The following is a 24765-nucleotide window of genomic DNA, read 5'->3' on the forward strand; positions in this document are numbered from 1 at the left end:
CGTGGTCGAGAGCAAGGACAGTGAGCCGAACACGGCCGGGATTGCGGTGGGCGTCGTCGGAGCGGGCACCATGGGCGCCGGAGTCGCCCAGTGCTTCGCGGCGGCCGGCCATCCCGTCGTGGTGGTCGATCCGGACCCGGCGGCCCGCGCGAGCGGGCCGGAGCGGCTGCGCGCCGGGATCCGCGCCGCACGGCTGCTGCGCCGGCAGGACCCCGGCCCCGCCGAGGAGCGCGTGAGCTGGGCGGCGGACACGGCCGCCCTGTCCGACGCCCTCTTCGTGGTGGACTGCGCCCCGGAACGGATCCCGCTCAAGGCGGAGATCTTCCGCGCCCTGGACCGCACGTGCCCCGCCGACGCGGTGTTCGCCTCGTGCACCTCCGCGATTCCCATCGCCCACCTGGGCTCCTTCACCGAACGCCCCGCGAACGTCATCGGCACCCACTTCATGAACCCGGCGCCGCTCAAGGACACCGTCGAGGTCGCCACCGCCACGTCCACCGGCGCGGAGACCGTACGCCGGACCCTGGACGTCCTGGCCGGCCTCGGCAAGAAGGCGATCGTGGTCGGCGACGGCCCGGGGTTCGTCAGCAACCGCGTACTGATGCTGACGGTCAACGAGGCGTCCGCCGTCGTGGAGGCGGGCACCGCCGACGCGGACACCGTGGACCGGGTCTTCAAGGACTGCTTCGGGCACGCCACGGGACCGCTGCGCACCGCCGACCTGATCGGCCTCGACACCGTCGTCGACACGCTGGCCGTGCTGCGAGAGTTCACCGGTGACGACCGGTTCCGGCCGACGCCGCTGCTGTCGAAGCTGGTCGCCGACGGAAGCGTCGGCAGAAAGGCCGGCCGCGGCTTCCATACCTACCCGTCGCCCCAGTCCATCGATCCGCGGCCCGCAGGAGCTGACAGCCATGTCTGATCACGGCAGCACATGGACACCCGACGCCGACCTCGTCGCGGAGGCCGTGGACATCCACGGCCCGGTGGACGTGACCCTTCTCCAGGACGCGATACGCCAGGTGACCGGTGAGGCGGAAGCCGTGCGTCTGCGTGCGGGCGGCGGCGACCACGGCGCCAACGGCACCGACGGCCGCGCGGAGTTCACCGACGGCGGGAGCGTTCCGCTGACCATGGTGGACCTGGCCGACGAGCCGGACCCGGCCGCCGCCCTCGACGCCTGGCTGCGGGGGGAGACGGCGCCGGGCCGGGACACCTCACGCTCCTCGCAGGCCCTGATCCGGCTCGCGGACGACAGGTTCACCTGGTTCCACCGGCACCCCCGGCGAGCCCTCGACTCGTACGGCTGCGCCCTCGTCAGCCGCCGCGCCGCCGAGGTCTACACCTCGCTCGTGACGGGCCGGCCCGCCACCGATGGCGCGCTCCCGCCCCTCGCACGGCTCACCGAGGCCGAGGCCGCCTACCGGGCCTCAACGGCGCCCGAGGCGGACGCCGCCTTCTGGCGGGAACGCCTCGCCGGCCTGACGCCCTGTGGGCCCGCCGCCGCCCTCGGGCCCGTACAGGTGCCGACGGGTCTCCCGGGGCAGAGCCCGGACCCGGAATCGGTGCGCGCCGCGGCCCGTTACTGCGGAGCCCACCCGCGAGCGGTCCTGATCGCCGCCGTCGCCGCCCACCTCTACCGGACCACCGGCGCCACCGACGTGGTTCTCGGACTGCCCGTGGACGGCCGTTTCGAGCGCGCCCTCCAGCGCGTGCCCGGCGCCGCCGAGGACATCGCCGCGCTCCGCCTCGACGTCACGCCGGACACACCCTTCGCCGACCTCGTCCGACAGGTGGCCCGCGAATCGCGCCGGGTCCGGCGCCACCAGCGGTTCCGGCACACCGAGGTCTGCCGCGCGCTCGACGCGACCGGTACCTCCGAGAGGCTGTACGACGCGATCGCGGACGTACGGGAAGCGGCGCCCGCCCTGCGCTTCGGTGACCACCGGGCGGTCGCCCGCCCCCTGGCCGGCCGTCCCTCCACCGCTCCGAGGTTCCTGCTGGACGAGGACCCGGACGGCCGGACCCTGCGTGTGAACGTCCTGGGGCCGGCCGGCCACGACTCCCGGACCGGGCCGGACGCACACGCCCGGCAGCTCAGCACACTCCTGACCGCGGCGGTCTCCGCACCGGGCCACCCCCTGGCGGCGCTGGACACGCCGACCGCCGGGGAGCGGTCCGACGCGGTCACCCCGGCACCGGCCGCCACGGGGCGGACGGACCAGGACACGCTCACGTCGGTGCTGGACGCGGCCGCGCGACGCCACCCGGACGCCGTCGCCGTACGCGACCGGACCGGACAGCTGACCTACCGCCAGCTCCACGAGCGGGCCAACAGGCTGGCCCGGCTGCTCATCAGCCGCGGCGCGGGTCCCGAGCGGCTGGTCGGCCTGCTGCTGCCACGCACCACCGACATGCTCGTGGCGATGCTGGCGGTCCTGAAGTCCGGCGCCGCCTATCTGCCGCTGGACCCGGCCTACCCCGACGAGCGTCTGCGCTTCGTGGTCGGCGACGCCCGGCCGTCCTGCCTGCTCACCGACACCGTCCACGCCGACCGGGGCCTCGGGACACCCACCGGCCCGGTGGTCGTCCTGGACGACGAACCGGTTCGGGCGGAACTGACGTCCGCCGCGTCGCACGACATCACCGACGGCGAACGCGTCGCCCCACTGACGCCCGGTCACCCGGCGTACGTCATCTACACCTCCGGATCCACCGGCGCCCCCAAGGGCGTCGTCGTGACACACCGCAATGTACTGCCCCTGCTCGCGTGGGCGCAGGAGGAGCTCGGCGCCGACGCGCTCGCGCACAGTCTCGCCGCCACCTCGTTCAGCTTCGACGTGTCCGTGGCCGAGGTGTTCCCGCCGCTGGCCACCGGCGGCACGGTCGAGGTCGTACGGAACCTGCTGTCGCTGCTGGACGACGAACCGCCCCGGTGGTCCGGCGGTCTCGTCTGCGCGATTCCCTCGGCGCTCGGCAAGCTGCTGGACCGTACGAGCCTCGATCTGTCGGCCCGCGCACTGGCCCTGGGAGGCGAAGCGCTGCCCGCCGGCCTCGCCGACCGGGTGGTCCGGACGATGCCCGGCACCCGGCTGTTCAACGCCTACGGGCCGACCGAGGCCACCGTCTACGCCACCGCGTGGCGGGCCGGCGGCGACCCGGTCACGGACGCGCCGCCCATCGGCCGGCCTCTGCGCCACGTCCGCGCCTATGTGCTCGACGACGCCCTGAAGCCGGTCGAGGAGGGCGCGACGGGGGAGTTGTACCTGGCGGGCGACGGGCTGGCCCGCGGCTACCTGGGCCGTCCTGGGCTGACCGCCGAACGCTTCCCGGCGGACCCCTTCGGTCCTCCGGGCACCCGGATGTACCGCACGGGGGACACGGTCCGCCGGCGCTCCGACGGGCAGCTCGACTTCCTCGGGCGCGTTGACGAGCAGGTGAAGATCAACGGCTTCCGGGTGGAGCCCGGAGAGGTGGAGGCCACCCTGGCCCGCCACCCCGAAGTCGCCGAGGCGATGGCCGTCGTACGCACCGACCACGCGGGCGACGCCCGGCTGATCGCCCACCTGGTCCCCTCCGACGACTCAGCGCGGCCCGCGCCGCAGGAGCTGCGCGCCTGGCTCGCCGAACGTCTTCCGGCACATCTGGTCCCGGCCGAACTCCGGCTCACCGACGCCCTTCCCCGCACCCCCAACGGCAAGCTCGCCCGCGAGACGGACCCCGCTCCGCTCGCCGCGCCGGCGGCCGTCCCGGCGCCCCCGGCCGTGGTCGTGCCCCCGGCCGTCCCCGTACCCGTCGCCGAGCCGGAGCCGGTGCGCGAGGCTCCCGCCTCCCGGGAGGACCTGGTCGCCGCCGCCTTCGCGGAAGTGCTGCGCGAGTCCGACGTACCGCGCGACAAGAGCTTCTTCGACCTCGGCGGCGACAGCATCATGTCCATCCAACTGGTCAGCCATCTGCGCCAGTCGGGCCTCGTCCTCATCCCGCAGGACATCTTCGAGTACAAGAACGTCCAGGCCCTCGCCCGGATCGCGCGGGAGACCGGCCGGCAGACCACCGGCGGCTCCGCGGCGGCCGTCGGCGACGTGCCCCTCACCCCGATCATGCACTGGCTGCGTGACCAGGGCGGCCCCGTCGACGGCTTCCACCAGGCCGTGCTGCTCCGGGTCCCCGGCGGCCTGCGCGAGTCCCCGCTGACCTCGGCCGTCCAGTCGCTGATCGACCACCACGACGCGTTCCGGCTGCGCCTGGACCGCTCGGCACCGGGCTGGTCCCTGGAAGTCCGGCCGGTCGGCAGCGTCCCGGCCGGCGACTGCGTACGCCGCGTACCCGCCGAGAACCTCTCCGGTGACGCCCTTCTGCGCGTGCTGTCCCGCGAGACCGCGCGGGCGCAGAGCGAACTCGACGTGCAGGACGGCCATATGGTGCGGGTGGTCTGGTTCGACGCCGGACCTGACACACCCGGCCGGCTGCTGTTCATGGCCAACCACCTGGCCTGCGACGGTGTGTCCTGGCGCGTCGTGGTGCCCGACCTCGTCGGCGCGTACGAGGACGTCGCGGCGGGACGCACTCCCGGCACGCGTCCGGTCGAGACGTCCCTGCGCCACTGGAGCCGCGCGCTCCAGGAGCAGGCGCGTACCCCGGAGCGGCAGGCCGAACTGCCCCTGTGGGAGCGGATGCTGGCCGTACCGGGTCCCCGCTTCGCCCGGCGCCCCCTGGACCCCGCCCGCGACACCACCGGTACGGCCCGCTCCCGGACGGTCGTCTACGGCGCCGAGCGGGCCCGGCACCTGTTCACGACCATCCCGGCGGCCTTCCACTGCGAGATCAACGACGTACTGCTCACGGCGCTCGCGCTGGCCGTGCAGCGGTGCATGGGCACCACCGAGGACGTGGTGATCGACGTCGAGGGTCACGGCCGCGAACCCGTGGTGCCCGGCGCCGACCTGTCGCGCACCATCGGCTGGTTCACCAGCATGTATCCGGTGCGCATCGCCCCCGGCGTCCCGCTCTCCGGCGGGACGGTGCCTTCCGGCGGCGACCTCGGCCGTGCCCTGCGCGGGGTGAAGGAACAGCTCCGCGCCATCCCGGACAAGGGCATCGGCTTCGGCATGCTCCGCTACCTCAACCCGGAGACCGGGCCCCGGCTGGCCACCGCCGAGCCCAGGCACATCGGCTTCAACTACTTCGGCCGTTTCCTCCTCCCCTCCGAGGGCGGGGAACAGGACTGGTCACCCGCTCCCGAGACGGGCATGACCGCGGGCGCCGACGCCGGGATGCCGCTGGACCACCCGCTGTCCGTCAACGCCCTCACCGAGGACACCGCGGACGGCACCGCGCTGCGCATCGCGTTCTCCTGGGCCGAGGGAGCCGTGGACGACGAGCGGGTCGACGAACTCGTCGACCACTGGTTCGAGTCGCTGGACGCCCTGGCCGCCCACGCGGCCGAACCGGGCGCCGGCGGCCGTACCCCGTCCGACTTCCCGCTGGTCCGGCTCGACCAGCGGGCGATCGAGCGGCTGGAGAGCGACCACCCCGGTCTGGACGAGATACTGCCGCTCTCCTCCCTTCAGCAGGGCATGCTCTACCACCTGCTCCTCGGCTCGATGAACACCCCCGACGCCGGCGACCCCGCCGACGTGTCGCACTCCCTCTACACCATCCAGTTCTGGCTGGAACTGGAAGGGACACTGGACACCACGGCCATGCGGGACGCCTTCCGCGCCCTCCTGGACCGTCACCGCAACCTGGGTGCGGCTTTCGTCCACACCGGGCTCCCGCACCCCGTCCAGGTCTTCCGCCCCGGCATGGACGTGCCCTGGCAGGAGGTCGACCTGAGCGGCCTCTTGGAGGAGGAACGCGAGCGCGAGGTCGAACGCCTCCTGGAGAACGAGCGGGCCCGGCCCTTCGAGCCGGCCCGTCCGCCACTGCTGCGGCTCCTGCTGGTCGACCTCGGCGCCGAGCGCCGGCGGCTGGTGCTCTCCACGCACCACATCCTGCTCGACGGCTGGTCGCTGCCGATCATCATCGGTGAACTCTTCGCCCTCTACCGGGCACGGGTCACCGGGACGCCGCACGCGCTGCCCACCGGCACGCCGTTCCGTGAGTACGCCAACTGGCTCTCGCGCGTGGACGGCGAGGCGGCCGAGGCCGCCTGGCGCACCGCGCTGACCGGCTTCACCCCCACCAGGATCGGGAACCGGCAGCCCGGCGAACCCGTACCGTCACGGCACCTGCGGACCTCGCTGGGCGAGGACGTCACCGGAGCGCTCGTGGGCACCGGCCGGCGGCACGGCGTGACGCTCGCGACCGTGCTCCAGACCTGCTGGGCCATCCTCCTCGCCGAGGAGACGGGCCGTCAGGACGTCGTGTTCGGCTCCGTGGTCTCCGGCCGGCCCGCCGAACTGCCCGGGGTGGAGTCGATGGTGGGACTGTTCATCAACACCGTGCCCACCCGGGTGCGGCTCGACCCGGCCGAGTCGCTCGGTTCCCTCTTCGTACGGGTCCAGAACGAACAGGCCAAGCTCCTGCCGTACCAGCACATCAGCCTGACCGACATCCGCCGCATCACCGACAGCGGCGACATGTTCGACACGATGATGTCCTTCGCCAACTACCCGTTCGACGGGGAGTCGTTGCGCCGCCCCGCGCCGGACCTGGAACTCATCCGTGCCTCCGGTGAGGACCGGCAGCACTACCCGCTGGGCGTGGTCCTCAGCCACCGCGACGACGTCCTGAGCCTCCAGATCGAGTACCACCCCCACCTCATCGACCCGGACCGCGCGGAAGGCCTGGTCGAGCGGTTCGTCGCCCTGCTGACCCGCAGCGCGCACGCGCCGCACAGCGTCCTGGGCGAACTCCGCTCCGCCGACCTGCTCGTGGACGGGGCCGCGGACGTCCCGGTCGCGGCGCTCCCGGAGCCCGGCCCGTCCGCACTCGGCGGGGGCACCGGTGTGCTCCTGCCGCTGCGTGAGGAGGGCGGTCGCCCGCCGCTGTTCTGTGTGCACCCCGCGGCCGGGATCGCCTGGTCATACGCCGGGCTCAGCGGACCGCTCGGCAGCGATCAGCCGCTGTACGGTCTGCAGGCACGGGGTCTGGACGGATCACAGGTACTGCCGGGATCGGTCGCCGAGATGGCGGCGGACTACGTGGCCCAGCTGCGCACCGTCCAGCCGGCCGGTCCGTACCACCTGCTCGGATGGTCGTTCGGCGGCATCGTCGCGCACGAGATGGCCGTACAGCTCCAGCGGGCGGGGGAGGAGATCGGGCTGCTGGCCGTACTCGACTCGATACCCGCCACCCCCGCGACGGTCGACAGCACCGGCCAGGACGACGCGGGCGGCGGGAGCGACACCGCGAAGGCGAACCAGGCAGGCGACGGGGACGACGGCACGGGCACACCGCTGCGGTTCGGTCCGGACCACGTGATGCGCACGATCCTCCAGTTCTTCGGTTACGACCCCGCCATCTGGGCCGACGAGGAGATGACCTATCCGCGGTTCCTGGAGATCAGCCGCGCCTACCCCGGTCTGCTCGCGACGTTCGACGAGGCGATGATCGAGACGCTCTGCCGCGTCTACACCAACAACGCCGTTCTCTCCCACGACCACACACCGTCCCGTTACACCGGTGACCTGCTGGTCTTCACGGCCCTCGAAACCTCCGCCGACGACGCCGCGCGTCAGTGGGAGCCCTACGTCGACGGCGGAAAGCCGGACGTGCGTGCCGTGGAGTGCCCGCACGCGGAGATGGGCCGGCCCGGCCCGCTGGCGGAGATCGCCGAGATGCTCGCCCCCGCGCTGCGCGGCCGGCCCACCGGGTCGGAGGTGACCGGGTGACCCTGCCGGGCAGCTCCGGTCCGGTGCCCCTGACCTCGGCCCAGCGCGGCATCTGGCTGGGCGACCGGCTCGCGGGTCCGGGGCGCTACCACGTGGGTCTGTCCATGGACATCATGGGGCCGCTGGATCCGGAACTGTTCGAGAGGGCCTTCGGGGCGGCCGTCGCCGAGACCGCGCCGCTGCGGGCCCGGTTCACGGTCGACGACGACGGCGAACCGGGCCAGTGGGACGGGCCGTCGCCGCAGTGGACCGTGACCCACGCCGACCTGCGGGCCGAGCCGACCCCGGCCGTCGCCGCCATGGCATGGATGCGCGCGGATGTGGCCCGGCCGTTCGACCTCGGCACGGGTCCGCCGTTCCGGACCGCGCTGCTGCGCCTGGCCGACGACCGGTTCTGCTGGTACATCGCCTGCCACCACCTGGTGCTCGACGGCCTCGGCAGCGCCCTGCTGGCGCGCCGGGTCGGCCGGCTCTACGCGGCCCTGGAGCGCGGGGAGCGGCCGACGCCCGCCGTGCACCCGCCGGAGGCGCTGCTGACCGCGGAACGCGCCTACCGCGCCTCGTCCCAGGCGCCCGCGGACCGCGATTTCTGGAAGACCCGGCTGGCCGGGGCCGCCCCGGTCCGCCACCCCGGCACGGCCGGCGGCCTGGCGGTGCGCGGCGGCGCCCGCCTGCCCGCCGCCGGCCTTGCCGAACTGCGCGCCACCGCCCGGCGGCTCGGTGTGCGGTGGCCGGTGCTGGCGACGGCCGCCGGAGCGCTGCTCGCACACGTACGTACCGGCGCGGGCGGCACCGGGGAAGTGGTGCTGGGTCTGCCGGTCACGGGACGCGACCGGGAAGCGTCCCTGCTGGCCGCCGGCACCGCGTCGAACATCCTGCCGCTCCGCACCCGGGTCCACACGCACCGGCCGGCCGGCGACCTGGTGCGCGCGCTGTCCGACGAGATGGACGCCGTGCTGCCCCACGGGCGGTACCGCTACGAGGACCAGCTGCACGACCTCGGCCTGACCGGCTCCGGTGGTTCGCTGTACGGCCTGGCGGTGAACGTACTGACGTTCAGCTACGGCCGCGACTTCGCCGGCCGCCCCGCGGCGATGCGCAATGTCGCCATCGGGCCGGTCCAGGACCTCTCCGTCACCGTGTACCCGGACGACCGGCGCGGCGGGCTGCGCATCGATCTGGACGCCGACCCCGCCCGGTACGGCCGCGCCGAGGCGGCGGCCGAGGCCCGCCGCTACGCCAGGCTGCTGCACCGGCTGGCCACCGACCCGGAAGGCGACCTGCGCGACAGCGCCCACCTGTCCGCGGGTGAACGCCGCCGCTCGGCGCCCCGGCCGGACGCCCCGTCGGCCACCGCCCCGACGACGCTCCCACAGCTCTTCGAGCGTGCCGCGTCCCGCTTTCCCGACGCGGTGGCGGTCCAGGACAGCGACACCGTCCTGTGCTACCGCGAACTCGACGCCCGCGCCAACCGGCTGGCGCGGGCCCTGGTCCGGCGCGGGGCGGGACCGGGACAGCTGGTCGCCGTACAGCTCCCGCGCTCCGTCGACCTGGTGACCGCGCTTGTCGCGGTGGCCAAGTCCGGGGCCGCCGCGGTGCCCCTCGACCCGGACTGGCCGGCCGAACGGATCCGGCTGATCCTCGCCGGCACCCGCCCGGTCCAGGTGCTGACGCCCGGCGAGTTGACCGTCCTGCTCTCCGTCACGGACGACGCCACGAGGCTCACCGACGCCGGGCGCGGGACCCCGCTGCTGCCGGCGCACCCCGCCTATGTCATCCACACCTCGGGATCGACGGGCCGCCCCAAGGGCGTCGTCGTGCCGCACGAAGGACCCGTGGCGCTGCTGACGGACACCGCCGCGCGCTTCGGTTTCGGAACGAGCGACGTGTGGACGCTCCTCCACTCCTGCGCCTTCGACTTCTCCGTATGGGAGTTGTGGGGCGCGCTGACGCACGGCGGGCGCCTCGTCGTCGTCCCGCAGGACGTGGCCCGCTCGCCCAGGGCCTTCCTCGGCCTCCTGGTCCGCGAGCGTGTCACCGTGCTGAACCAGACCCCCTCCGCGTTCGCCGCCCTCGACCGCGCCGACGCCGAGGACCCGGAGCGGGGCCGCGCACTGGCCCTGCGGTGGGTGATATTCGGAGGGGACGCGCTGCTGCCGCGAACCCTGCGCGACTGGTACCGGCGCCGCGGGCCGGACACCGCCTCCCCCACCCTCGTCAACATGTACGGCATCACCGAGACCACCGTCCACGCCACCCGCGTCGACCTGACCGCCGACCACGCCGAACAGGGCGGGAGCCCGATCGGCGCCGCGATCCCCGGAACCCGCATCCATGTGCTGGACGACAGCCTGCGCCCCGTACCGCCGGGTGTCACCGGCGAGCTGTACGTCGGCGGCCGGGGCCTCGCCCACGGTTACCTCGGACGGCCGGGACTCACCGCGGGGCGCTTCGTCGCCGACCCCTTCGGCCCGCCCGGCTCGCGCCTCTACCGGTCCGGCGACCTGGTCCGGTGGACGACGGACGGCACCCTCCAGTACATGGCGCGCGCGGACGACCAGTTGAAGATCCGCGGCTACCGCGTCGAGCCCGCCGAGATCGAGGCGGCGCTGCTGACCCTGGACGGCGTGACCGCCGCCGCCGTCACCGCCGTCCCCGCCCCCGCGGACGGGGAACCACGCCTGGTCGGCTACGTCGTCGCGCGCCACACCCACCCCGCGCCGGACTTCCCGGACCGGCTGCGCCGCGGGCTGCGCGCGCGCCTGCCCGCCCATCTCGTGCCGTCCGAACTGGTACGCGTCGGCGCTCTGCCGATGACGGCGAACGGCAAACTCGACCGCGCCGCGCTGCCCGCGCCCGGCGAACTCACGCCGGACGGGCCCGAGACGGGCGGCCGGGACCTCCCGGTGTTCGCCACGCCGCTCGAAGAGGACGTGGCCGCGCTGTTCTCCGAACTCCTCGGAGCGGCCCCGGTCCGCCGGGACGGCGACTTCTTCGACCTCGGCGGCGACAGCCTGCGCGCCGCCCGGCTGGCCGCCCGTATCCGTACCGCCCACCACGCCGACCTCGACGTCCGCGACATCTTCGACCATCCCACCGTCACCGCCCTGGCCGCCCACGTGGCCCGGTGCGCCCCGCTGCGGGAAACGGCGCAGTCACCGGCCGGCCGCCCGGACCGCATCCCCCTGTCCCACGGGCAGCGACGTCTGTGGTTCCTGCACCGCCACACCGGTGCGGACGTGACCTACAACGTGCCCCTGACGGTGCGGCTGACCGGGTCACTGGACCGCGCCGCCCTCGCGGCCGCACTGGGCGACGTGACCGACCGGCACGAAATCCTGCGCACCGTCATCGAGGAGGAGGACGGCCGGCCCCATCAGCGCGTCCTGCCGCCCGAGTCGGGTCGCCCCCGCCTCGTCGAGACGGCCACCACCGCGGGCGAACTGCCCGCCCTGCTGTCCCGGGGCGCGCGGCGCGCCTTCCGCCTCGACCTCGAACCCCCGCTGAGGGCCGAGCTGTTCACCACCGATCCGGGCGAATCGCACACGCTGTTGCTCCTGCTGCACCACATCGCCTGCGACCACGCGTCCCTCGCCCCGTTCGCAGCCGATCTCGAAACCGCCTACACCGCGCGGCTGCGCGGAGCTCCCCCCACCGGGCTGCCACCACTGCCCCGTCAGTACGCCGACTTCGCGCTCGCCCGCCACACGGACTCCTTCACCGCGGAAGACCCGTCCGCCGACAGGGAAGGCGGGCTCGCCCACTGGGTCCGCGCGCTGGACGGCCTGCCGTCCCGCATCGCCCTTCCCGCAGACCACACCGCGCCGACGACGGACGACGGAGCCACCGTCGCCTTCCGGGTCCCCGCCGAAACGCACCGACGTCTCGTCCGGCTCGCCACCGCCGAACGCGCGAGCATGTTCATGGTCGTCCACACCGCGCTCGCCGTACTCCTCACCCGCCTCGGCGCCGGAACCGACATCCCGGTCGCCACCGCGGTCGCCGACCGGCCCGATCCACGTCTCGACGCACTGGTCGGCTTCTTCGTCAACACGCTCGTCCTGCGCACCGACACCTCGGGGGACCCCACCTTCCGGGATCTGCTCGGCCGCGTCCGCACGGCCGACCTCGCGGCCTTCGCCCACCAGGACGTGCCGTTCGAGCACGTCGTGGAGGCGCTGGCCCCGCACCGTCCCGAGAACGGTCCGCCCCTCTTCCAGGTGATGCTGGTGGTGACACCGCCACCCCCCGGACGGCTCGACCTGCCCGGCCTGCGCGCCGAGGTCACCATGGTCGGCACCGGCACCGCCAAGTGCGATCTCGCCTTCAGCCTGTACGAGCACCGCGACGAACAGGGCGCCGCCCAGGGGCTGGAGGGCGTACTCGAATACCGCACCGGCCTGTTCGCGCCGGAGACGGCCCGCGCGCTGGGCGAACGCCTGGTCCGGCTGCTCATACAGATGGCCGACGGCCCCGACACCCCCGTCGGCCGGGCCGACCTGCTCGACCCGGCCGAACGCCACGAGGTGCTGCACCGGTGGGGCGCGACCCCGGCCAGGCCCCGCCCGGCCGTCGAGGCCGCCCGGAGCGTCCCCGAGCGGATCGCCGAGCACACGCGCCGCGCGCCGGACGCCGTGGCACTGCGCGCGGACACCGAGAGCCTCACCTACGCGGAACTGGAGGCCCGTTCCGACCGGCTGGCCGCCCACCTCACCGCCGCCGGCGTGGGCCCCGAGGCCCGCGTCGCCGTGCTCATGGAACGCGGCGTCCTGTACGCCGTCACCGCGCTCGCCGTCCTCAAGAGCGGCGGCGTCTACGTACCGCTCGACACCCGGGCGCCCCGTGCGCGGCAGACGCGCGTCATCGCCGAGGCCGGAGCCACCGTGCTGGTCGTCGGTCCCGAACTCCCGCCCGGGGAGCGGCCCGAGGGGGCGACGACGGTCCTCGACGCCTCCGCAGCCCTCACCGCGCCGCCCCCGCCCGGTACCGCGTCGCCGGGCGTGCCCACCGATCCGCTCCGGTTGGCCTGCGTCATCTTCACCTCCGGGTCCACCGGAGTCCCCAAGGGCGTCTCCATCACCCACGGAGGCATCCTCGCCCTCGGCGCCGACGCCTGCTACGAACCCACCACCGCCCGGCGCATGGTGATGCACTCCCCGCACTCCTTCGACGCCTCGACGATGGAACTGTGGGTGCCACTGCTGAACGGCGGCGAGACCGTCGTCGCCCCACCGGGCGAACTGGACCTGCTGACCCTGCGCCGACTGATCACCGAGACCCGGCCCACCAGCCTGTGGCTGACCGCCGGACTCTTCCAACTGGTCGCCGAGGAGGACCCGGCCTGCCTGAGCGGCCTCGACGTCGTGTGGACCGGCGGTGACGTCGTCTCCGCCCGCGCCGTCCGTACGGTGCGGCGGCACTGCCCCGACACCGGCATCGTCAACGGCTACGGCCCGGCCGAGATGACGACCTGCGCCACCTGGCACCAGGTCACGGACGCGGACCTCGCCGACACGGCGGGCCGGCGGGGCATCCCGATCGGCCGCCCGCTGGACGGCGGCCGGAGCTACGTACTGGACACCGGCCTCCAGCCCGTACCCGCCGGGGTGACGGGGGAGCTGTACCTCGCCGGCACCGGTGTCGCCCGCGGCTACCTCGGCCGACCCGGACCGACCGCCGAACGCTTCGTCGCCGACCCCTTCGGCCCGCCCGGCGCACGCATGTACCGGACGGGCGACCTGGCTCGCTGGCTGCGGGACGGCACCCTCGCGTTCGCCGGCCGGGCCGACGGACAGGTCAAACTGCGGGGATTTCGCATCGAGACCGACGAGATCGCGGCCGCGCTCGTCGCCCACGACGACGTGGCCCAGGCCGCCGTGACGATGAGCGAGGGCGGACCCGGCGGGAAGCACCTGGCCGCCTACGTGGTGCCCGCCGAGGGGACGACGCCCGACCTGGCGTCACTGCGCCGGCACCTCGCCGAGACACTCCCCGACTACATGGTCCCCGCCGCGTGGGCGGTACTCGACACGATGCCGCTCACCCGCAACGGCAAGCTGGACCGCGCCGCCCTGCCCGCGCCCGACCGGGCGGCCGGCCCGCCCGCCCCACCCGCCGAGGCACGATCCGGCGACCCCGGCCCCGGACACCCCCGCGGCGAGCGGGAAGACATCCTGCGCGACATCTTCGCCCAACTGCTCCGGACCCCGGCGATCGGCCTTACCGACGGCTTCTTCGACTCGGGCGGCGACAGCATCGTCGCCATCCAGCTCGTCAGCCGCGCCCACGAGGCCGGTCTGAGGATCACCGTGAACGACGTCTTCCGCGCACCCACCGTCGCCGGGCTCGCCGCCCGCGCCGAGGCCGCGGAACCCGAGGCACGCCCCGCCGGCGCGGACCCGGACGGCGGCGAGGGCCCTCTGCCGCTGACGCCCATCATTCACTGGTGGCGCGAACAGGCCGGTGACATCCGGACGTTCAGCCAGCACATGGTGATCCGTACCCCGGCCGGGCTGTCCGCGGACCGGCTCACCACCGTCCTCCAGAGCCTCGTCGACCGGCACGCCGCCCTGCGTATGCGCCTCGACACCACCGGGGAGGCATGGCGGCTCGACGTGGCGCCGGCCGGACAGGTCCGCGTGGACGGTCAGGTGCGCCGCCGCGTCACCGCGGCCGACGGCCGGCTCCCCGATCTGCTCGCGGACTCCCTGGACGAGGCGCACCGCCGTCTCGATCCCACCGCCGGCCGTCTGCTGGCTGCCGAGTTCCTCGACCGGGGCCCCGAGCGGAGCGGCCGTCTGCTGCTCGCCGTCCACCATCTGGCCGTCGACGGAGTCTCCTGGCGGATCCTGCTGTCCGAACTGGCCGCGGTCGACCGCGCCCTCGCCGCGGGGAACCCGCCCGATGCCCTCGCGCCGCCGGCGCAGTTCGGGGCCTGGGCACGCCTCCTCGCGGAGCAGGGGGCGGACGGGACCAGGCGCGCCGAACTTCCGTTGTGGACCCGGACGGTGGAGGCCCCGGACCCGCCGCTCGCCGAGCCGCTGCCGTCCACCGGTGACCACCCGCCGCGCGAGTTGACCGTCACCCTGCCGCCCGGCCGGACCCTGCCCCTGCTCACCGAGGTCGGCGCGGCCTTCCACTGCGGCGTGGAGCCCGTACTGCTCACCGGCCTGACGCTCGCCGTCGAGGAGTGGTGCCGTCGCCGGGGCCGGGCGCCCGGACCGGACGGCCTGCTGCTGGACCTGGAGTCCCACGGCCGCCCCGACCCGCCGGAGGCCGGCGCGGCCGACGTGTCCAGGACCGTGGGGTGGCTGACGGCCCTGTACCCCGTCAGGCTGCCCCGCACCGGCTGCTCCTGGACCGACGTATGGAGCGTGGGGCCCGCCCTCGGCAGCGCGCTCAAGCAGGTCAAGGAGGTCCTGCGGAGCGTCCCGGACCGCGGTGTCGGGTACGGCGTCCTGCGTCACCTCGACCCGGTCGCCCGGCGCGAACTCGCCGGGGGAGCCACTCCTCAGCTCGGCTTCAACTATCTGGGCCGCCTCGCCACGACCCATGTCGCCGACTGGGGCGTCGCAGAGGAGCAGGCCGGCCCACGCGCCGAGCCGGCCGCGGCCACCGACCGGCTGGGCGCGCACCTCCTCGACATCAACGCACTGACGACGGACGGCGCCTCGGGGCCCCGGCTCACCGCCACGCTGAGCTGGTCGGCCGGTCAGTTCACCGAGGCCGAGGTCCGGATGCTCACCGAACTGTGGTTCGCCGCCCTCGACTCCCTCGTCCTGCACGCCAGAGTCCGCGGCGGCGGCCGAAGCCCTTCCGACATGCCACTCGTCCGGGTCGACCAGACGGAGATCGACCGGCTGGAGGAGTCGTATCCGAAGCTGGCGGACGTACTCCCGCTCACCCCGCTCCAGGAGGGGCTGCTCTTCCACGCCCTGTACGAGCCGAGCGCTCCGGACGTCTACCAGGCGCAGTGCGCGGTCCGACTGCACGGCGCCCTGAAGCCGGACGTCCTGCGGGCCGCGGCGACTGCCCTGCTGACGCGCCACCCCAACCTGGGCGCCGCCTTCGTCCACCAGGGCCTGCGCCGCCCGGTCCAGGTCATTCCCGGCTCTCCCGCGCCCGGATGGCGGGAGATCGACCTCACGGGCGTGGCCGACGGGCGCCGCGACCGGGTCTTCGACCGGCTGGCCCGCGCCGATCTGGCCCGCCGCTTCGACCTCGACCGCCCGCCGCTGATCCGCTTCACCCTCGTCCGGTGGGGACCCGACGAGCACCGCCTCGTCCTGACCAACCATCACCTGGTGATCGACGGCTGGTCGTTGCCGGTGCTCGTGGGGGAGTTGCTCGACCTCTACGCCCACGGAGGCGACCCGGACGCGCTGGACCCGGTCACCCCCTACCGGGACCATCTGGCGTTGCTGGCGACCCGTGACAGGGCCGCCGCCCGCGAGGCCTGGCGGACCGCCCTCGCCGGCCTGGGTGAACCACGGCGGCTCACCCGTACCGTTCCCGAGGCGGTCGAGCGCGCCGAGACGCTGAGCGCGACACTCGCGGACACCACGACCAGGGCGCTGCGCGGCCTGGGAAGCGAGGGGATCACCCTCAACACCGTTGTCCAGATGGCCTGGGGTGTGCTGCTGGCCCGCCGCGCCGGCACCCGGGACGTGGTGTTCGGCACGACCGTCGCGGGCCGCCAGCCCGAGCTTCCCGGTATGGAGTCGATGATCGGCCTGTTCATCAACACCGTGCCGGTGCGGCTGCGTCTCGACACCGCGCACACCGTGGGCGAGACCTTGCGCCGCCTGCGGGACGAGCAGACACGGCTGCTGCCGCACCACCACATCGGACTGAGTGAGATCCAGCGCGCCCTGGGACGACGGGAGTTGTTCGACACCCATCTGGTGGTCGAGAACTACCCGCTGGACCAGGTCGCGCTGGCCCGACCGGTCTCGGGGCTACGGGTGGGCGGGGTGGAGGGCCGGGACGCCACCCACTACCCGCTGACCCTGGTCGCGTTCGCCGCCGGTGAATCCCTGAGTCTGCGCCTCGACCACCGTCCCGGCGCACTGGCACCCGGAGCCGCCCCCGGCCTCCTGCGGGAACTGACGCGTCTGCTGGACGCCATCGCCGCGCGGCCGGGGCTGCCGGTCGCCGATCTCCTGCGCGCGGAATTTGGCGAAGACGACCGATACCGAGAGGAAACACCATGACCAACCCGTTCGACGACGAGAGTGGGATCTTTCTGGTGCTGGTCAACGACGAGGGACAGCACTCCCTCTGGCCCCGGTTCGCCGACGTCCCGGCAGGCTGGACACCCACCTTCGGTCCCGCCGGCCGCGCCGCCTGCCTGACGCACATCGAGTCCACCTGGACCGATCTGCGTCCGAAGAGCCTCATCGCGGCGACGGACGGCTCGACCACCCACTGACAGGGAACCCACCGACAAGAGGGACACCACGGCGCCGGTGTACCGCGCCGTGGTGTCCCTCCGGGTGTATCTCCGCGACCGGGCGGGGCCTCTACGCCGCGCCGTAGCCCGGGTCGAGCACGAAACGGACCAGCTTCACGCGCCCGTCGTCCGCGAACTCCCCGAAGGCCAGGATCTCCTGGGACCGTGACGGCTTCCCGTCCCGGCTGGTGCTGTACCGGGCCGCGAACCGGTTGCCCTCGCGCAGCGACCGGTGCACCTCCACGGGGTAGCTGTGGCCGTGCTTGCGCCCTTCCTCAAGTGCCCTGAGCACGGCGGAGCGCTGCATCAGCTTGCCCCCGACGTGGTGCTGCGCGTCCGGGGTGTGGAAATGGTCGTGGGCCTCGGCCACGGACACCCCCGGGTCGTAGCCCGCGGTGTAGTACGCCCGCAGATAGTGCGCGGGGTCCTGGGCGGGCGTGGGCTCGGCCCCGGCCGCGGGCGGCGGGGCGACGGTGGAACCCGGTGCGGGGCGGGCCGCCGCGTCGAAGGGGTCCTCGCCACCCGGCCCGGACCAGCCGGGCCGGCTGGAGGAGAAACCGGTGGTGCTCGCCACCCGCCCGTCCTGCGCCAAGTCGGCGAAGAGCGTCACGTGCGTCGCGCTCTGCACCTTCCACAGCATGGGTGTGCCGATCGTGTACCGAGCGGCGGCGGTGCGTCCCTCCACGATCACCTCGTGGATGTACAGCTCGTACGAGGCGCCCAGGGAACGCCTGGAGCGGATGCCGTCGAGGATCTTCTTCCGGTCCAGCTGCCGGCCGTTGACCTGGTGATCCCCGTCGGGCAGGTGGTAGCGCGACCAGACTTCGTCGATGGGGTCGGTGCCGTCGAAGGCGTCGGCGTGGTACGCGCGGAGGTAGCCGGCGAAGTCCTCGGCGGCGGTGGGGGGATGGGCTGTGCTCATGATTCTCTCCTGATCTTCTCGGCGGTCCTTGCTCCGCCGTGGGGCCCCAGATGAGGAACCGCGGTGATGCCGAACTCACGTCTGAGCGCGGCGAGTGCGGCGAGATGGCCGCACATGCCGTGCACGCTGGGTCCGGGTGGTGTCGAGGCGGAGCACAGATACACCCCTTGCAGCGGGGTGCGGTAGGGGTTCCACGCGGGCGTCGGCCGCAGGAGGGACTGCCGGAGAGTGAGCGCCCCCGCGCCGATGTCGCCACCGGGATAGTTCGGGTTGTACGACTCGTAGTCGGCCGCCGTCACCCCGCGCGCGGCGAGAACGGTGTCGGCGAAGCCGGGCGCGTACCGCTCGATGCGACGGGTGATCAGCGGCACCGGGTCCCTGGTGTCGCCGTTCGGCACATGGGCGTAGGCCCACACGGGGCGGCGCTCTCCCGACGCGCGGCCGGGGTCGGTCACCGCCGGGTCGACCAGCAGCACGAATGGTTCCTCGCTCGCCTCGCCCCGGACCGCCGCGTTCTCCGCGGCGACGGTCTCCGCACGCCTGCCACCCAGATGTACGGTGCCGGCCTGCCCCATCTCGGGGTTGGACCAGGGAATCGGCCCCTCGATCAGGAAGTCGGCCTTCGCGGCGCCCGGACCGTACCGGAAGCGGCTCAGGGCCCGGCGGTAGCGGGCGGGCAACCGGTCCCCGGCCAGCGCGAGCAGGCTGTGCGGCGTGGTGTCCAGCATGATCACACGGGCGTCGAGTTCCGCGAGCTCGGTGACCTGGTGACCGGTGTGGAGCACGCCTCCGTGCGCCCGGAGATCGTCGGCCATGACTTCCGCGATACGGCGGCTTCCCCCCTGGGGCAGCGGCCAGCCGCTCGCGTGGGCCAGATGCCCGAGCAGCATCGCGATGGCGGCGGTGGGCAGGCTCGGCAACCGGCCGACGCCGTGCGCCGCGACGCCGGTGAGCAGCGCCCGAGCCGCCTCGGTGCGCAGGCCGTTGGTCCGCAGGAGGTTTCCGAGCACACGGGTGCCGAGCGCGAGCGGAGCGACCATGTCGCTCGGCAGGGAGCGCTGACCGGACAGGAGGAGATCGGTGACGGCCGACGAGCGCCGCACCAGCGGTGCCATCAGACGGCGCCAGGTCTCCCCGTCCGGACCGAGGCGCTCGGCCGTCCTCGCGAGGTCGCGGTAGGCGAAGGCGGCGTCGCCGCCGTCCAGCGGATGCGCGTAGGAGATGGGCGGCTGGAGAAGCTCCACGCCGCGGGCCGCGAGGTCGAACTCACGGAAGAAGGACGAGGCGGCGGCCATCGGGTGGACGGCCGCGCAGACGTCGTGCCACACGCCGGAGTCGAACAACGCCTCACCGCGCAGGCCGCCACCGATGGTGGCGGCCTGTTCGTGGACGTGCACGGTCAGCCCGGCGCGCGCCAGGGTGACGGCAGCGGCCAGTCCGTTCGGGCCGCTGCCGACCACGGCTACGTCGGCGCCCGTCATATCAGGGCGTCCTCGGCGCCGAACTGCTGGTGGGCGAGCCGTCGGTACACCTCGTCGGACTCGATCAGCTCCCGATGGGTGCCGGTCGCGCGCACCCGGCCCTCCTCCATCACGATGATGCGGTCCGCCCGCACGATGGTGGACAGCCGGTGGGCGATGGCCAGCACGGCGCACTCCCCGGCGGCTTCGAGCATCGCGTCGCGCAGCGCGGCCTCGGTGTCGCTGTCCAGATGAGCGGTGACCTCGTCCAGCAGGATCACATCCGGCCGCTGCAACAACGTCCGGGCGATGGCGAGCCGTTGACGCTGTCCGCCGGACAGCCCGGACCCGCGCTCGCCGAGATCCGTGTCGAGACCCTGCGGCAGCTCGGCGACGAAGCCGTCGAGGCTGGCGAGCCGCAGCGCGCGGGCGACCTCGGCGGCATCGGCCGACGGATTCGCGTACGTCAGGTTCTCGCGGATCGTGCCGCGCATCATCGGCGCGTCCTGTTCGACATAGCCGACCAGCGACCGCAGCTCCCCGAGACGGAGACCGGCGATGTCACGGCCCGCGATCCGGATCGTTCCGCTGTCAGGAGAAAGGAACCTCTCGATCAGTTGGAACGTCGTCGTCTTGCCGGCGCCGGAGGGACCGACGATAGCAGTAAGTCCCTTGCGCGGCAGGGAGAACGAGACATCCTTGAGGACCGGCACATCCACGTGGTAGCCGAAGCTGACCTTGTCGAAACGGACCGCGGCCGACGCCGTCGCGGCCTGCTCCCGCGCGTTGCGCTCGGTGGGGACCCCGTCCTGCCGGTCCTCCTCTTCCTCCTGGGGGATGGCCCCCAGCTCCAGCACGCGCTGGACCGCCGCGCGCCCCTGCTGGGCCTGACCGATCGACATGAAGAGCATCACCAGCGGCGACACCAGGTAGAACAGGTACATGACGAACGAGGTGAGATCGGCCGGCGGCATGTCCCCGGTCGCCACCCGTGCCATGCCCCAGGAGATGACGACCGCCAGCGAGAGCTGGGTGCCGACGTTCATCGTGGGCGTGAGCAGCGCGCTGAAGCCGGTGACACGGATACCGCTGTGCCGGGCCTTCTCCGCCAGGCGCGCCAGCTCCTCGGTCTCCCGCTCCTCGGCCCGTGACGCCTTCACCGTGGTGAGTGCCCCCAGGACCCTCTGGAGGCCAGAGCCGAACGCGCCGACGTTCTCCCGGTTCTTCAGGGCGGCGAGGCGTACTTGACGGGCCAGCAGCAGCGCGACGACGCTGGCCAGGCCGAGGCAGCCGATCGTGGCGAGCAGCAGGAGCCAGTCGAGCATGGCCATCAGGACGATGCCGCCGACCAGCATGAAGACGGACGTGACCATCTGCGCCAGTGCCTGCGCGATGACCAGACAGGCGATGGAGGTGTCGGACACGGTGCGCGAGAAGATGTCGCCGTGCTCCAGGCGCGCGAAGTGCGGTATCTGGCTGCGCAGCAGCCGGCCGCCGAGAATCCGGCGCGCGTCGAAGACGATGCTCTCCCCGGCCCGGCCGATCACATAGGTGTGTCCGGCGCTCATGGCCGCGTCGGTGATGAAGAACAGGGCGATGAAGGTGATGGGCCAGACGACCGACTTGTCCAGCGAGACCGCTTCGATCAACTGCCCCAGCATCCAGGGCTGGGCGAGCGTGGCCGCGGCACCGACCAGGCCCATGCCGATGCCGATGATCAGCAGGGCCTGGTGGCGGCGGACTATCTCCCTGAGGTTCATGCCGGCTTGGTGTACGACGCCACGAACAGGCCCGCCTCGGGGACGTACGCGTTCCCCTGCCAGTCGCTGTAGTGGGCCTCGGGCACCAGACCGGCCGCCCGCGCGTACTCGTCCACCTCTTCGGGGATGAGCAGACGCGCGACCTCGGTGCCGATGCGGTGGGTGCCGTCCGACTCGAACCACACGGTGGACACCTGCCAGATGGTGTTCTCCATGAAGAGCGTGCCGTGCATCTGCAGGCCCGTGTTCGGTTCGGGGTAGGGCGCGAAGATCGTGGTGCGCGTCCGGCCTTCGTGCTGGGCGACGATCCCCGGCCGGTTGTGCGTCTCGACCAGCAACCTGCCTCCCGGCAGCAGGTGTTCCGCGGCGCGGGCGAGGGCCTCCCGCTGTTCCGCGGGGTCCAGGACCAGCGCCAGCGTGGAGCAGACGCAGTAGACCAGACCGTACTGACGGCCCCCGCTGTAGGTCCGGATGTCACCGAGTTCCGCGGTGACGTCGTCGCCCTCCTCGGCCTTCTTCCCCAGAGCGGCGAGCATCTCCGGTGAGGAGTCCACGCCGGTGACCGGGCCGACCCGGCGCGAGAGCGGGAGGGCGATCCGCCCCGTGCCGACGCCGAGTTCCAGGGTGCCCAGGGCCGGGTCCGGGTGGTGTCCCGCGAGGGCCTCGACGGTGGTCAGCGTCGCGGCGTCGTTCGGGAAAATGCGGTCGTACCAGTTCTCGAACTGTTTGCCGTAGCCTATGTCCGCGATGGTCACGGGCGCTCCAATCCTGTTTGGGTGGACCCTCTGGCGGGGGAGTGCGGTGTCAGGCGGCACCGAGGAATGCCGGCCCGACCGGTTTCATCGGCAGATAGGTCGACACGTACAGGACTTCGGGGTCCTCGCTGTCGTCGTGTCCCGGGGCCCGGACCACCGAGAACTGGAATCCGCGGACGTCGGAGGCGTCCGACGCGTCCCTGATCTGTTTCCTGATGAATTCGGTCAGCACGCGGAAGGGTGGCGAGTTGGTCGGGTCGTCGCCCTTCTGGATGCTTTTCAGGATGGCGGTGCAGATGTCGAACACCGCTTTCTCCCGGCGCCGGGACGAGAACCAGAAAGCCTGGATCATCTTGCGATTCGTGATGAGGTCCAACTCGACCCAGGCGGACGTCTGACGGTCCTCGTCCAGAGTGCGGTAGAGGTAATGGAAGTCGTGCGTCGCGGGGTTGGGCGCGAAGAACTTCCAGTTCGGTACGAGCGAGAACACGTCCTTTGCCCGCGCGAGTTCGAAGGCCGGGTGCGGATGCTGTGCGGCCAGGGTCGTCACCAGCAGGGTCGCGCCGGCGATACGCGTCGCGGAGCCCGGTCCGGTGAACGCGTCCTTGAGAAGTGAGGTCGCGTTCATTTGGTGTCGCCCACCTTCCCGGAGGGGTTCTCGTCGGTTTTCTTGACGGCGGCCGGAGCGCCGGGAGTGCAGTGGTTGCGCACGAACTCGGCGACGAGCTCCGTCGAGGTCCGGGTGTGGCGCGGGTCGGTGAGAATCGAGTCGTGCCCACCGCGCTCCACCACGACGACCTCGCCGTGCTGGTCCGCCGACTCGTGGGAGCGGGCGATGTCGTGGTACATCAGCAACTGCTCGGGGTCGGTGTCCACCGTCAGCTGTGCGGCGACGACCAGGCCGGGAACCGGCACCGGCTCCAGCGTCCCGGTGTAGCTCTCCAGCTCCTCGCGGACGGCCTCCCACTCCTGGGCCGCCGCCGACCACAGCCGTGAGTCGGCGTAGTGGGCGAAGACCTTCTTCCGGTAGGCGGCGGGCAGGTCGTTCACCCAGTCGGGACGCCCGAGCAGGGCGCCGGTCCCGAGCTTCGTCCAGCGGCTCATCAGCATGAGGGACTCGGTGAAGATCTCGCTGCCCTTGCGCTGCTTGTCCGACCGTACGAGCTGCGCGGGGTGCGTGGGGTCGAGGTAGACGACGCCGGCCACCCGGTCACCGAGCTGCTGCACGGCCCGGCGGTTCAGCTCCGCGCCCAGGGAGTGCCCGATGAGCACCACCTTGCGGTCCTCCGGCAGGGCCTCGCGGATCAGGTCCTCCAGGTCGTCCACGGACTCCTGCACGGTGTAGGGGGTTTCCCTCAGCCGCTTGCTGGGGCCGTAGCCCGCGCGGGAGTAGGTCACCGAGGCGTAGCCCAGGTCGAACGCGAGGCGCTCGACCATCCACGCGAAGTGCTCGGTGGTCGAGGCGAGACCGTGGTTGAAGACGAGGACCGGACGGTCGGGGTTGTCCTGGCCGCCGGCGTCGTACGTCAGCACGTTGCCGTACCGCGTGGTGACGGTGCGCGACGTCGGCCAGCCGGCCACGGCGCGGGAGCGCCGCTGTGTCGCCATGATGCCCGCGGCGGTGACCCCGCCCGCCAGGAGCACCAGCGCGGTCTTGACCATCCTGTCGTCGCGGTCGGCGACCACGGCCAGCGACTTGGGCGCGGTCGTGTAGGCCACCATGGGATGCATCGCGGGGAACGCGGTCATGAACCGGCCCAGTCCCATGACGAACGCGTTGGCGACATGGAAACTGCCCGCGGCGGCGATCATCGGCCGGGTCAGCCGGCCGCCGGCCAGATAGACCACCGGGAAGAGGCACTCCATCGCCAGGACGCTGTGCTGCGTGATCTTGCTGGCCCGGGGGTAACGCTGCGTCAGACGGTAGGCGCGCTCCCACCCGTAGGTGCGGGTACGCATCACACCGGGCAGAGCCGAGCCGTCGCGCCACATGGTGCCGGCCATCTTCGCCCAGCCCGATGCCGCGTAGGACATGTTGGCCTGGATCGCCAGGTACCACATCAGGGCGTCCTTGACCTGCGGACTGACCCCCAGCCGGGCCAGCCCGGTGACGGCCTGGACCTGGGTGGCGACCTGGTCCGCACCGTCCGTTCCGTAACGGTGCCGGGCCTGCAGCACCGTCGTCGTGGCACCCAGGTAGAGATTGCCCGCCGCTCGCCATTTGCCGTTGCCGGGCAGCAGCATTCCGATGCTGCACGCCACACGTGAGGCGTGGATGGCCAGGGTGGTCTTCCTGCCACTGACGGCGTTCGTCATCTTCTGAATCGCCGGGACCCTGCTCTCCGGCGTCTTCTTCATGATCTCCCAGTCGTTGAGGCCACCGGGTTCGAAATTCCGGTGCTGACTGAGATATTCCAGAGAGGAAGAGAGGCTGGAAAGGGCCGCAAGGCGCTCGGAGATGGCTATCGCGCGATCCCTGGATATGGGGATCGGAGAGAACAACGAAGCTGCGAGTTTCTTTGTCAGCTGCATACCTGGGGCTTCCTTTGTGCTGAATGGCCAGAAGGTACGATCGACGCACT

General features: G+C 72.8%; 10 protein-coding genes. 4 read left to right on the top strand and 6 right to left on the bottom strand.

Translation table 11 applies throughout. From position 1 onward, the window contains the following. Window position 1: 1 nt before the first annotated feature. The 4 genes from SSPS47_RS32830 to SSPS47_RS32845 are packed head-to-tail and all read left to right on the top strand — an operon-like array spanning window position 2 to window position 17265. Window positions 2-922 (top strand): 3-hydroxyacyl-CoA dehydrogenase family protein, encoded by a 921-nt coding sequence (locus tag SSPS47_RS32830; protein WP_239065159.1) that lies wholly within the window; start codon window positions 2-4, stop codon window positions 920-922. After that, window positions 915-7835 carry a non-ribosomal peptide synthetase gene (locus SSPS47_RS32835; protein WP_164254069.1) on the top strand — a complete coding sequence of 2307 codons (6921 nt, stop codon included), beginning with the start codon at window positions 915-917 and terminating at the stop codon, window positions 7833-7835. Before SSPS47_RS32830 ends, SSPS47_RS32835 begins: the two co-directional genes overlap by 8 nt. Further along, a complete protein-coding gene (locus SSPS47_RS32840) occupies window positions 7832-17047 on the top strand; it encodes a non-ribosomal peptide synthetase (protein ID WP_164254070.1) in 9216 nt (3071 codons plus the stop codon). Before SSPS47_RS32835 ends, SSPS47_RS32840 begins: the two co-directional genes overlap by 4 nt. After that, the gene (locus tag SSPS47_RS32845) at window positions 17044-17265 is read left to right on the top strand and encodes an MbtH family protein (protein ID WP_164254071.1); all 222 of its coding nucleotides are present in this window, start codon (window positions 17044-17046) and stop codon (window positions 17263-17265) included. The genes SSPS47_RS32840 and SSPS47_RS32845 overlap by 4 nt, the downstream gene beginning before the upstream one ends. 91 nt (window positions 17266-17356) lie before the next feature. Here SSPS47_RS32845 and SSPS47_RS32850 read toward each other — a convergent pair whose 3' ends face one another. Genes SSPS47_RS32850 through SSPS47_RS32875 form a run of 6 tightly spaced genes read right to left on the bottom strand, consistent with a single transcriptional unit; the run spans window position 17357 to window position 24541 of the window. After that, complete coding sequence (locus SSPS47_RS32850) at window positions 17357-18208, bottom strand: nuclear transport factor 2 family protein (RefSeq protein WP_164254072.1); 852 nt, start codon at window positions 18206-18208, stop codon at window positions 17357-17359. Next, window positions 18205-19689 (bottom strand): NAD(P)/FAD-dependent oxidoreductase, encoded by a 1485-nt coding sequence (locus tag SSPS47_RS32855; protein ID WP_164254073.1) that lies wholly within the window; start codon window positions 19687-19689, stop codon window positions 18205-18207. Before SSPS47_RS32855 ends, SSPS47_RS32850 begins: the two co-directional genes overlap by 4 nt. Then, window positions 19686-21428, bottom strand: a complete 1743-nt coding sequence (locus tag SSPS47_RS32860) for an ABC transporter ATP-binding protein (RefSeq protein WP_147874568.1) — start codon at window positions 21426-21428, stop codon at window positions 19686-19688. The genes SSPS47_RS32855 and SSPS47_RS32860 overlap by 4 nt, the downstream gene beginning before the upstream one ends. Further along, window positions 21425-22183 carry a class I SAM-dependent methyltransferase gene (locus SSPS47_RS32865; protein WP_147874567.1) on the bottom strand — a complete coding sequence of 253 codons (759 nt, stop codon included), beginning with the start codon at window positions 22181-22183 and terminating at the stop codon, window positions 21425-21427. Before SSPS47_RS32865 ends, SSPS47_RS32860 begins: the two co-directional genes overlap by 4 nt. A 49-nt stretch (window positions 22184-22232) precedes the next feature. Next, entirely contained in the window at window positions 22233-22811 is a 579-nt protein-coding gene (locus tag SSPS47_RS32870) for a hypothetical protein (protein ID WP_147874566.1), read from the bottom strand. After that, window positions 22808-24541, bottom strand: coding sequence for an alpha/beta fold hydrolase (locus tag SSPS47_RS32875; protein ID WP_164254074.1), 1734 nt, complete (start codon window positions 24539-24541; stop codon window positions 22808-22810). The genes SSPS47_RS32870 and SSPS47_RS32875 overlap by 4 nt, the downstream gene beginning before the upstream one ends. Window positions 24542-24765: the final 224 nt, after the last annotated feature.

It is taken from the genome of Streptomyces sp. S4.7, from assembly GCF_010384365.1.
Taxonomy (GTDB): Bacteria; Actinomycetota; Actinomycetes; order Streptomycetales; family Streptomycetaceae; genus Streptomyces.